A 12,300-nucleotide genomic window follows, 5' to 3' on the forward strand; every position below is an offset into this window, starting at 1 on the left:
TGTTAACGCTTACAAAAAGGCGTTTTTTCTCATACAATTTTAACTGTAAAGAAAGGAAAGAACCAAATTCAAAGGGGGAAAAAATCAATGAAAAGATGGAAATCCATATCCTTATTACTTGTAGTAGTGCTAATTGCTGCTCTGATGGGAGCTTGCAACAGCACAGGTGGAAGCAGCAATAAAATTAGTGTGGGAATTGTCTTGCCAACGAAAGATGAGCCACGCTGGGTACAGGATGAACAGCGTTTTAAAGATGCCTTAAAAGACTCTGAATATACGACTGAAATTTTATTCAGCCAAGGTTCTTCTGCGAAGGAAAAAGAAAATGTGGAAACGTTAATTAATAAAGGAATTGAAGTACTTATTATAACTCCACAAGATGGAGCGGCAGCAGCGGCAGCTGTTGAGGCTGCTAAAAAAGATGGCATTAAAGTTATTTCATACGACCGTTTGGTTACAGATACTGATGCAGTTGATTACTATGTCACTTTTGATAGTGTGGCAGTTGGTGCTGCACAAGGGCAATATTTGATTGAGCATTCAGAAGGAAAGGATGTCCCTTTGTATCTATATGCAGGAGCTGCATCAGATAACAATGCCTTTTTATTCTTTGAGGGAGCATGGAATGTACTTCAACCAAAAATTGCGGATGGAACATTCAAAATTGCTAACTCAAGTGAAGCAGAAAAGTTAAAAGATAAGCAAGAGCTTAGTCGTGATGAAATGAGTAAAATCTTAGGCCAGGTTACAACAAACTGGGATCCAAACGAAGCGAAAAATAAAGCACAAACTCATTTAACAGCGGTAGGAACAGACATGAAGGGCGATGTTGCTGTCTTAGCGCCTAATGATGGAACTGCCCGCGCAATTGCTGATGTTTTCGCTTCTGATGGAGATATTTCTAGTTATACCGTGACAGGACAAGATGCAGAAAAGGCATCTATTCAATATGTGATTGATGGAAAGCAATCCATGACCGTATTTAAAGATGTTCGTACCTTAGTAACGGACGCAATGGGGATTGCTGTTGATATCTTAGATGGAAAATCACCAGAAACTACAGGTTCTTATGATAATGGAGCGATTGAAGTAAGTGCGAAGCAAACAAATGTCATTGTTGTAGATCAAGATAATGTCCAAACAGAATTAATTGACTCAGGCTATTATGAAGCAAGTGAATTTACAGGATTAAAGTAATTTTATAGAAGGGACTTCCAAAAAAAAAATGTTCGGCCTCCATTGGCTATATCGATTGCTTTTGGTGATTGATATATCAAGGGAGGTCGGCCCTTTCATCCATTCCCTTGTCAGCTTTTAAAGGAGGAAGAAAATGAGTGAATATATTCTTGAAATGAATGGGATCACAAAAGAATTTACAGGAGTTAAGGCGTTAAGCAATGTGAATTTCAAGGTTAATAAAGGAGAGATTCATTGTTTAATAGGAGAAAATGGAGCTGGTAAATCGACTTTGATGAAAGTGTTGAGTGGAGTCCATCCATATGGAACGTATGAGGGGGATATTGTCTTTGAAGATGAAATTCAACAGTTTCATAAAATTAGTGACAGTGTGAAAACAGGGATTGTCATTATTTATCAAGAGCTTGCTTTATTTCCTGATTTATCAGTGTATGAAAATATTTTCGCTGGCAATGAAGTGAAGCAAGGTGGAGTAATCAATTGGAACCAAACGATTGTAGAGTCAAAGAAATTACTAGAAAAAGTAAAACTGGATGTTGCTCCAGACACACTTGTAAAAGATTTAAGTGTCGGGAAAAGACAGCTAATTGAAATTGCTAAGGCATTAAGTAAAGATGTAAAGCTTCTTATCTTAGATGAACCGACAGCTGCATTAAATGAGGATGATAGTGAAAATCTTCTTCGCTTGTTAAAGGAACTAAAGCATCAGGGGATTACTTGTATTATGATTTCCCACAAGCTAAAGGAAGTTATCTCGATAGCAGATAAAGCGACTGTCCTTCGAGATGGCCAAACGATTTGTACCCTAGAAGCTGCTAAAGGAGAAATTACAGAGAATTTTATTATTAAAAACATGGTTGGTCGAGAAATAGAGGATATTTATCCAAAACGAAATAAGAAAGAAAAAGGAACCCCTATTTTAGAGCTGAAAAATTGGAGTGCCTTTGATCCTCAATTAGGGAGAGATGTGGTAAAGAATATTAACCTCCATGTGAAAAAAGGGGAAATAGTTGGGATAGCAGGCTTAATGGGGTCAGGACGAACGGAGCTTGCATTAAGTATATTTGGAAATGCAAAATCGTATAAGATTCAGGGTCAAATGTATTTGAATGGGGAACCGCAAAAATTTAAACATACGAGTGATGCTATTCAAGCGGGAATAGCGTATGTAACAGAAGATCGTAAAGGAGACGGATTATTCTTGCTGCAAGATATTAAGAGTAATATCTCCGCTGCTAATTTGAAAGGAATTGCGCAAAAAGGAGTCATTAATGAAAATGAGGAAATTAAGGTTGCTGACTCCTATAAAAAGTCGCTTCATATAAAAGCTTCATCACTTGAACAGTTCGCAGGTAATTTAAGTGGAGGAAATCAGCAGAAAGTCTCACTTGGAAAGTGGCTCTTTGTTGCCCCAAAACTATTAATCTTAGATGAACCAACCCGTGGCATTGATGTTGGTGCTAAATTTGAAATTTATACTGTTATGAATAAGCTGATTGAAGAAGGATTAAGCATCATCATGATTTCTTCTGAGCTAGGAGAGGTGCTTGGCATGAGCGACCGAGTGTATGTCATGGCGCAAACAGAATTAAAAGGTGAATTGTCTATAGAAGAAGCGAATCAAGAAAACATTATGCAACTGGCAACACAATAGGGAGGGTGGAAGGATTATGTATCAAGAAGCAAAAGCACTTATTCGAGCGAATATTCGTGATTATGGAATGTATATCGCTTTGTTTGTTATTATTCTTACGTTTACGATTATGACAGACGGACTATTTATCTCTTCGCGAAATATAAGTAATTTACTAGACTCAGCAGGATATATAGCCGTGCTTGCAGTTGCGATGACATTGATTATAGTTATTCGTCATATCGATTTATCTGTTGGATATGTTGCGGGATTTCTCGGGGCGATTGCCGCAATCCTACTGACACAGGCAGGCGTATCTGTATATATTTCCATCCCCATCATTCTCATTCTAGGAATTGTAGTAGGATTATTTAATGGGCTGTTAGTAGCACAAGTAGGCATACCATCCTTTGTGGCTACTTTAGCAGGAATGCTGATTTTTCGGGGGGCTTTATTGCAAGTAACGGAAAAAACAGGAACTATTATTATTCAAAATGATGCATTTAATGCAATTGGCAATGGATATATTCCATCCATGTTTGAAGTAAATGGACTGCATTTTTTATCCTTATTGGTAGGGTTAATAGGGATTCTGCTCTATATTTATAGCGAAATAACAAATAGAAGGAACAAATTAAACTATCAATTCGATGTATTGTCTAAACCGATGTTTATTTTAAAATTAGCATTTGTTTCAATCATTATTGCTTATATTACATGGATTCTTGCTGGATATAATGGATTCTCTTGGACCGTTATTGTAATGCTTGCAGTTGTTTTTGTGTATCATTTCTTGACTACGAAAACAGTACTTGGAAGACATATTTATGCAGTCGGAAGCAATCCAGAAGCTGCTCACCTTAGTGGGATTAATGTCAAAAAAATTACTTATATTGTTTTTGGATCCATGGGAATGATGGCAGCATTATCCGGTATTTTATTCACGGCTCGTCTTCAATCAGCAACCACAACAGCCGGAACTCTATTCGAATTAGATGCCATCGCTGCAGCCTATGTAGGGGGAGTTTCAGCTGCTGGAGGAGTTGGAAAAGTAACAGGTGCTATTATTGGTGCAATCGTTATGGCATCACTTTCAAGTGGGATGAACTTACTAGGTGTTGGAATATCTTATCAATATATGATTAGAGGCGGAGTTTTAGCAGGTGCGGTTATATTTGATGTAATGACGAGAAAGTCAAAATAAACTAGAAGGAGAGACAGCGGTCTCTCCTCTTTTCCGCTTTTTCACTAGGACAAGCCTATGCCACGTTTTTCACTAATCCCTTTTTTGCTGTTATTTCCCACTAGATAAATGATATTACTTTTCCCAGAAAAGATAACTATTGAACAATCTACAAAGGATGCTATGATGAGTTTGTGGGATACAATTAATGGAAGGAGACTGATCTTTTGCGAAAAACAATTATGGTTATATTTTTAACGGTCATCCTAATTCTTTGTTATTTTACATTTGATGCAGCAAAAAATGTTTTTCGTGCGGATTGGCAATTCCCCTCTGATGATAGGATGAACAATCAAGATCAGCAGCGTCTTGTCTTAATCACTCAGGAAAGAGATACTCCTTTTTGGGATAAAGTAGCAAAGGGTGCGAAGAAGCAGGCGGAAATTGAAGAAGTTAGTCTTGAAGTTTGGGGGAGCTATAGCCATAATCAGGAAGATTTTCTGAAAAACGTCGAAATAGCGATTCAATCGAAAGTAGATGGAATTATTGTTCAGGGGTTAGATACGGATGAGTTTAAGAATTTGACAAAAATAAAAGCCTCCTTTTATGGAGTTCCTATCATTACTGTTGCCAATGATGTTCCGATAGCTGACAGTTTGCGAAGAACTTATGTAGGGTCCGATCAATTTTCAGCTGGAAAAATGATTGCAGAGCAACTAGTAAGGGATATGGGATCAAAGGGGAAGGTTGTTCTCATGCTTGAATCCCAGGAGGAATATTTTCAAAAACAACGATTGAAAGGCATAGAGGAGATACTTAAACAATATAAAGATATTAATGTTGTGTATGCAAAAACAATTGATACAACGAAAGAGCAAGTAGTTGTGACAACACAGGATATTTTAAATAAGGAACCTGATACGAATGCGTTCATTGCTATTAATGCAAATGTTTTGGGAACTTTGGTTAAAGAAATTAGTAAGCGTTACCAAATCGATCCTTATTATTTATATTCCTTTGATGATGGACCGGAATCCATCTCCCTATTAGAAGAGGGAACCTTAGATGCCATGGTAGAGCAAACTCCTGAAGCAATGGGAGAACAGAGTGTCCAGTTAATGATGGAATGGCTGAACGGTGAAAAAGTTCCGTTAGATAAAAATGGCTATCTTACAGATATAAAGATACAAAAGGCGGAAAATACAAATGAATAGTATTCAGAAAAAAATTCTTCTGCTCACAACCATTGTCTTGATTATCATGTCTGTTATATGGATTGCGCTTACTTACTATAATCACAAGACGCAACAACAGTATAATGAGATTTTGCAGCGTTATTTAAAACTAAACGAAGTTACCACTAGTAGCCAGAATGTCATTACTGATATAAATAACTACATGATAAAACCATCTGAAGAAAATATGTCTCAGCTTAACCAAAGTAAGAAGAGAATGGAAGAAGCAAAGCAAGGTGTTATTACACTAAGAAATGAAGAAAACAATTTTACCTTAACAAACTATGTTCATTTAATGGATAGTTTTATTGAAACAACCAATCGACTTCTGCTATTTTTATCAGAAAATGACAGTGAAGCGGCAGCTCAGGAATTTTCTGAAGTAACAAGCATATCAACATATATTTCAGAGATGTCTTTATCTTTAGTAGATACAGAGCTAAAGACCTATGACCGTTTTTATAGAGGTATTATTAAACAGTCAGGTGAAGTAATGAAATTAGGAATCTTCCTTTTATTATTAATCATGTTTGTATTGTTTTTGGTAACATATTGGTTTTCTCTAACTATTACTAGACCAATATTTAAGCTAACCCAGGCAGCAAACGAATTGTCTAAGGGCCGATTTGATTTGCAGGTGAAAGTAGAAACAAAAGATGAGATTGCCTTTCTAGCGAGAACCTTTGATCGAATGAGAAAGAACATTAATATGCTAATTTCAGAAATAAAACATAAGGCACAGTTAGAACATGAATTACAGCAGAGCAAACTATTACTGCAAGAAAGTCAATTTAAAAGTTTACAGAGTCAAATCAGTCCCCATTTTCTGTTTAACACCTTAAATACGATATCTAAAAAGGCTTATTTAGAAGGTTCAGAAGAAACAAGTGATTTATTAGTTAGTGTAGCAGGAATTCTGCGCTACAATTTAAAGCAATTAGATCGGTCGGTGACACTGCGAGAGGAAATAATGGTGGTAAGGCAATATATGGATATACAAAAAGCAAGATTCACAGATAGATTACGATTTTTTATGGAGATAGATGAATGCTGTCTAGATTGGAAAATTCCGTCGTTAACTTTACAGCCAATTATTGAAAATGCAGTTATTCATGCAGTGGAACCAAATGAGGATGGTGGAACGATTTGGGCAAGAGTAATCGATGAGAAGGATACAGTCCTAATCGAAATTGAAGATGATGGGATTGGAATACATAAGGATAAAATAAACCTATTACTTACAGAGGATTCACAGCTAGTTGAAAATAAATCAAAAGGCATTGGAATAGGATTTAGCAATGTAGTAAAAAGATTACGACTGTTTTACGGCGAGGAAGATGTCATAACGATTAAGAGTGAGATTGGCTCAGGAACTAAGGTGATCATTCAAATTAAAAAATAGGGTGTGGGATGATGATAAAACTCCTCATTGTAGATGATGAACAAATAGAGAGAGATGGAATGGAGGCAATCATAAAAAAAGGTTTTCCTGATACAAAGATAATGCAAGCGAAAAATGGAAAAATGGCAATCGAATTAGCGGAAACATTTCGACCTGATTTAATACTAATGGATATTAAAATGCCTGGCATCAATGGCTTGGAAGCAATGGAAAGGATTATCGCAAGCAATTCAATGGTTCGCTTTATTATGGTCACTGCTTTTGATACGTTTGAATATATGCGTCAATCCATAAAGCTAGGAGTGAAGGATTATATTCTTAAACCGAGTAGAGCAAGTGAAATTATTACAACGGTCGGAAAGGTTTTTCAGCAGATTAAAGAGGAACATAGAGCAACTATCGTCAGAAAATATCAAGAGGAAGCATTTTCGAAAGCGTTATCTCTAGTGGAGACTGATGTGGTAACACAATTATTATTCGATCATGTCCACGAAGTGCATGTTGATATGCTTGTAGAAATGTTAGAGACGCCATCTACACAGGAAATGTTTGTCATGCTAGTGCTAATGCCAACAGGGGGAGAGTCTCTTTATTCGGTCATAAAAGAGAAAATTAGAGAAACGAAAAATTGCTGGGTAGGTGCCCTTTATGGTAGTCATCTTCCTATCATTGTGTTTAGAGACGAAAAAGTTTCTTATCGTTCACAGGCAACTTCTCTAGCTCAACAAGTGCTTTCCATTGTTAAACGTACGAAGAAAGCGGATTGTTTTATTGGAATAGGGAATGTTTCGGATTCCTTAGAGAAGGTTCGCCAGTCGTACCATGAAGCTCTATTTGCGACGATGGATATTTCCTTACCAACAAAATATCGTTTTTATTCAGAAGAAGCAGCATCTTCAAGTGATACGATGAGTGGAAGATTAATAGAGCACCGGAAAAAGGAATTTGCTGACCAAATTCGAATGGGGCAATGGGAGAATGTACGAAAATATATTTTATATGTTCTGCAGCACTATGAAAAAGAAGCGGCAGACGTATTGCATACACAGCAACGAATATTAGAAATTCTTTGGATTATATCGCGAGTGATGGAAGAATTGGGAATGGAGACAGATCCCCCTTTATATGCATATAAGCCTTTAAACTATCGGGAATTGCAAGTAGAAACAACGAGATTACTCGATGAAATGGTTCATTCTTTTAGACAAAGAACAGAACGATTGGAAGCAGATGCGATCCATCAGTTGAAGCAATATATTCTTTCCCACTCTCAAGAAGATATATCCTTAGATTCATTGGCTAGGAAAGTCGGTCTTAGTCCTATTTATATAAGCAAGATTTTTAAAGAAAAGCAAGGGGTTAACTATATTGATTTCTTAACAGAATGTCGAATTGAAAAGGCAAAGGAATTAATAAGAGATACGGATAAAAGTATAAAAGAAATTACCTTCGAAGTTGGCTACCATGATCCCAACTATTTTAGTAAAGTCTTTAAAAAGCTATGCAATATGTCACCAAAGGAATATCGGAAGTTATTATTAGCGAATAAGACGTCCTAGATACTTCTTTGATTAACAAGACCATTAGAAGAAAGAGCTAAAGTGATTAAAATAGGAGAGAGTTGGATGAGACGGATAGGAAAACAAACATTGTTCATTCTGTTACTATGCTTAACAGGTATTTTTGCTGGCTGTTATAAGGAACAAGGAAAACAGGAAGGGTATTTGCCGTCTAAGGCTACTTCCAAAACAATAGAAGCAAAAGAAGAGACTAAAAAGCTTAAAATAGGATTTTCAATGGATACCTTGAAAGAAGACAGATGGCAAAGAGACAGAGATTTATTTAAAGAAGCAGTGGAAGAGCTAGGTGCAGAAGTAGAAAGCGTTGCTGCGAATGGTGATGACGCTTTGCAAATTTTACAGGCAGAGACGTTAATAAGCAAAGGGGTCGATTTATTAGTCGTAGTCCCACATAATGCAGAAGCAATGGCAACTATTGTGAACAAAGCTCATTCGTCTGGAATAAAGGTTCTCTCGTATGATCGATTAATAAAAAATGCCGAAGTCGATTTATATATTTCCTTTGATAATGAAATGGTTGGAACATTGCAGGCGGAAGCAATTACAAAATTAGTGCCAAAAGGGAAGTATGTATACATTGGAGGAGCAGATACGGATAATAATGCCCATCTTATTAAAAGAGGCGTATTTCAAGTTTTACAACCTTTTATAGATAGAGGTGATATTACCGTAGTGTATGATCAATGGTCAAAAAACTGGAATCCAGAATATGCATACAGTAACATGGAAGAGGCTTTAAAAGCAAATGACAATAAAATAGATGCTGTTATCGCGGCAAATGACGCAACTGCTGGAAGTGCCATTAAAGCACTTAAAAAATATGGACTAGAAGGGAAAATTCCTGTTGCTGGACAAGATGGCGATCTTCCAGCAGCACAACGGATAATCCAAGGAACTCAAACGATGACTGTATATAAGCCAATTAAAGCATTAGCTGAAGAAGTAGCTCAAATTGCTGTTCGGATGGCAAATGGAGAAATGATCCCTGTGGAGAATAAGGTGAATAATGGGAAAATAGAGGTTCCGACTATCTTGCTTTCACCAGTTGCTGTAACAAAAGAAAATATGGAAGAAACAATCATAAAAGATGATTTTCATTCAAAAGAAGAAGTGTATAAAAAATAAACGATTTCGTACCTATTTAGAGGTTATTGCATGTTCCATATGATGAAGAGGGTATAATAGAAAATATCCAAATAACGATTGGAAGGGAGCTAATATGAGTAATAGTGAAATGAAAATAAATGCTGGCTGGAATTTTGATAACAGCTATGCTCGTCTTCCAGGTGTTTTTTATTCTGAAATGACGGTAAATCCAGTCAGTTCGCCAAGCTTGGTGAAGCTAAATTACGATTTGGCAAAGACATTAGGATTAAATACGGAACAATTGCAAAGCCCAGAGGTGATACAAGTATTAAGTGGTAATGAGATTCCGGAAGGAGGCTTTCCTCTTGCACAAGCGTATGCAGGGCATCAATTCGGCCATCCAACGATGCTTGGAGATGGAAGGGCAATGTTGATCGGTGAGCATATTACGCCGACAGGTGATAGAGTTGATGTTCAATTAAAAGGTTCTGGCCGCACTCCGTATTCTCGCGGAGGAGATGGGCGAGCTACTCTTAAGCCAATGCTGAGAGAGTATATTATAAGTGAAGCAATGCATGGACTTGGTATTCCAACAACAAGAAGTCTTGCAGTCGTGGCAACTGGAGAAAAGATTGTTCGTGAAACAGATTTGCCAGGAGCAATTTTAACGAGAGTTGCAGCAAGCCATCTGCGCGTAGGGACCTTTCAATATGCAGCTTCCCTTGATTCGAAGAAGGAACTAAAAGCCCTTGCAGATTATGCGATTGACCGCCACTTTCCAACGATTGAGAAAGATGGAAATCACTATTTAGCAATGTTTAAAGAGGTGATTAAACGTCAAGCTACCTTAATTGCAAAGTGGCAGTTGGTAGGATTCATCCATGGTGTTATGAATACGGATAATATGACAATCAGCGGAGAGACGATTGACTATGGTCCTTGTGCATTTATGGATACCTTTCATCTAGAGACGGTGTTTAGTTCCATCGATGTCCAAGGGCGTTATGCATATGGAAATCAGCCGAAAATCGCTGGCTGGAACCTGGCGAGGTTTGCGGAAGCCTTGTTGCCATTACTGCATGATAATGTGGAAAAAGCAGTGGAACTAGCCCAAAATGAATTATATGCATTTAATACGTATTATCAAGAGCATTGGCTTGATGGCATGAGAGGAAAGCTAGGATTACAAGCCAAAGAAGAAGAACAAGATGCAGAACTAATTGAGAAGCTCCTTGGCATCATGCAAAATAATCGAGCTGACTTTACAGATACTTTCCGCTTTTTAGCATTAGGGGAAGTAGATAAATTGGAGCTAAGTAAAAATCAAGCATTTATTGATTGGCACAAGGCTTGGAAGGAAAGAATAGAGAGCCAAGAAGGTGGGGAAGTAGGCGCACGTGAAAAAATGAAAAAGCATAATCCAGTCGTCATTCCTCGTAATCACCTTGTAGAAGCAGCTCTTGATGCTGCAGAAGACGGGGATTTAAGTGTAATGGAAGAATTATTGCAAATGCTTTCTAATCCATATGCTTATACAAAAGAACAAATAGAATACGGCATAGCCCCGCAAAAGGTGAATCCAGCTTTTAAAACCTATTGTGGTACATGAGTTAAATGCAATAAATATAAAGTCCTTCAGTAAATGCTGAAAAAGGCAATTTGCGGTCCGCTTTTTTGTTAACGGCAATATGATTTAGGGACTGTTAAAGATGTCTAATCTTCTGTCATTTGCAGTGCTGTTTTGTGTATCAAGGGTTCGAGAGGGTCCGCACTTGTCGGTTGGGGTATAAGGGAAAGCATCTGGGTTGAAAAATAGACGGAAAAATTTCGCTTATTTAGTAATTATTATTAAAAAAGGCTTAAATAGACGGAGAGATTCCGCCTATTGACTCGAAAAATGCGAAAAAGGGAGAGTTTGCTTTGCATAATCGGAAAAAATCCCCTTATTTACCCCGAAAAAAGCTCTATTCTGCGTTTAACCGGAAAACTTCCGCTTATTTCCCTTTTGCCGATTACTTGATTCAGGACAAAACGTCTTGTTTAAAAGGGAGTGAGTCTAAGAAATCCTTATTTTAATGCATGACGGTGAACTGTACCAATAGTAAGTGGGGTTTTATATACCAATAACGCTGCCAATGCCACTGTCAAATCGACACACATTTAAAGAAAAGTACCTCAAAAAGGAACCCTTTAAAGGTAACAGAGAATCGCCCTTTGAGCCCCAACCCAAGAATACCAACAACAAAAGGTAACAGAGAAGGCATCTTACATCTTAAAGCCGATATAATCAAAAAGTAAAAAATGCTGTACGAAAAGTAGCTTGTTAAGCTGAAAATAATATAAAGTACAACCTGATAATACTGTGACATCAACATTAACAGGAGTTTATTTCAAGTAGAAATATACGCTAAAAAAAGACTTCTAAGTTAACCTTTTTCTCCTGGCAATAGCGCCTAAAAACTTATCTTCGAGCAAGGATATACATCTGCAAACCAACGTAGAACTTCATTATGATGCCCAATAATTTGCTCGGCTGTTAACAAATTAGTATCCCAAGTACTATGTGCATCAGAAACAAGCGTAATCTTATAATGCTTACTAAAAGCACCTCTACAAGTCGTATCGACACAGGCTTCTGTTTGGATGCCAGTAATAATTAATTGCTCAATTTCTAATTGATTTAACTCTTGCTCTAAATAAGTGTGAAAAAATGCATCTGGCGTTGTTTTCTGAATGATAATATCCTCCTTTTCTGGAGCGATTTCGGGATGGATTTCCCAACCATGTGTACCATATTCCAGCGGTTTACCAATTGCTGATTGATGCTGTATGTAAAAGACAGGTGTTTTTGTGAAGCGTGCTTGATCCAGTAAAGATTTGATACGACGAAGTAATTGCTCGCCATTATGTACGACATTCCCTTTTTGAAACATGCCATTTTGGACATCAATAATCAAAAGTGCTTTTTTCATTCTTTTCCCCCT

General features: G+C 37.2%; 9 protein-coding genes. 8 read left to right on the forward strand and 1 reads right to left on the reverse strand.

The window, feature by feature from the left end:
- The first annotated feature begins 87 nt into the window (after nt 1-87).
- From ADJ83_RS24225 to ADJ83_RS24260, 8 genes are all read left to right on the forward strand, one after another.
- Nucleotides 88-1,197, forward strand: a complete 1,110-nt coding sequence (locus ADJ83_RS24225) for a sugar ABC transporter substrate-binding protein (RefSeq protein ID WP_031536084.1) — start codon at nt 88-90, stop codon at nt 1,195-1,197.
- A 133-nt stretch (nt 1,198-1,330) separates the two neighbouring features.
- Nucleotides 1,331-2,851 carry a sugar ABC transporter ATP-binding protein gene (locus tag ADJ83_RS24230; protein ID WP_031536087.1) on the forward strand — a complete coding sequence of 507 codons (1,521 nt, stop codon included), beginning with the start codon at nt 1,331-1,333 and terminating at the stop codon, nt 2,849-2,851.
- A 16-nt stretch (nt 2,852-2,867) separates the two neighbouring features.
- Nucleotides 2,868-4,034, forward strand: a complete 1,167-nt coding sequence (locus tag ADJ83_RS24235) for a sugar ABC transporter permease (RefSeq protein ID WP_031536089.1) — start codon at nt 2,868-2,870, stop codon at nt 4,032-4,034.
- A 206-nt stretch (nt 4,035-4,240) separates the two neighbouring features.
- On the forward strand, nt 4,241-5,227 hold the full coding sequence (locus tag ADJ83_RS24240) for a sugar ABC transporter substrate-binding protein (RefSeq protein ID WP_031536091.1): 987 nt from the start codon (nt 4,241-4,243) through the stop codon (nt 5,225-5,227).
- Nucleotides 5,220-6,650 carry a sensor histidine kinase gene (locus tag ADJ83_RS24245; RefSeq protein WP_031536093.1) on the forward strand — a complete coding sequence of 477 codons (1,431 nt, stop codon included), beginning with the start codon at nt 5,220-5,222 and terminating at the stop codon, nt 6,648-6,650. Before ADJ83_RS24240 ends, ADJ83_RS24245 begins: the two co-directional genes overlap by 8 nt.
- A gap of 11 nt (nt 6,651-6,661) precedes the next feature.
- Nucleotides 6,662-8,209 (forward strand): response regulator, encoded by a 1,548-nt coding sequence (locus tag ADJ83_RS24250; RefSeq protein ID WP_031536095.1) that lies wholly within the window; start codon nt 6,662-6,664, stop codon nt 8,207-8,209.
- A 66-nt stretch (nt 8,210-8,275) separates the two neighbouring features.
- Nucleotides 8,276-9,355, forward strand: a complete 1,080-nt coding sequence (xylF, locus tag ADJ83_RS24255; RefSeq protein ID WP_031536097.1) for a D-xylose ABC transporter substrate-binding protein — start codon at nt 8,276-8,278, stop codon at nt 9,353-9,355.
- A gap of 94 nt (nt 9,356-9,449) precedes the next feature.
- A complete protein-coding gene (locus ADJ83_RS24260) occupies nt 9,450-10,925 on the forward strand; it encodes a protein adenylyltransferase SelO (protein ID WP_031536099.1) in 1,476 nt (491 codons plus the stop codon).
- Between the two features lie 844 nt (nt 10,926-11,769).
- Here ADJ83_RS24260 and ADJ83_RS24265 read toward each other — a convergent pair.
- The gene (locus tag ADJ83_RS24265; RefSeq protein WP_031536101.1) at nt 11,770-12,288 is read right to left on the reverse strand and encodes a cysteine hydrolase family protein; all 519 of its coding nucleotides are present in this window, start codon (nt 12,286-12,288) and stop codon (nt 11,770-11,772) included.
- Nucleotides 12,289-12,300: the final 12 nt, after the last annotated feature.

The organism is Bacillus sp. 522_BSPC (genome assembly GCF_001076885.1).
GTDB classification, from domain to species: domain Bacteria; phylum Bacillota; class Bacilli; order Bacillales; family Cytobacillaceae; genus Niallia; species Niallia hominis.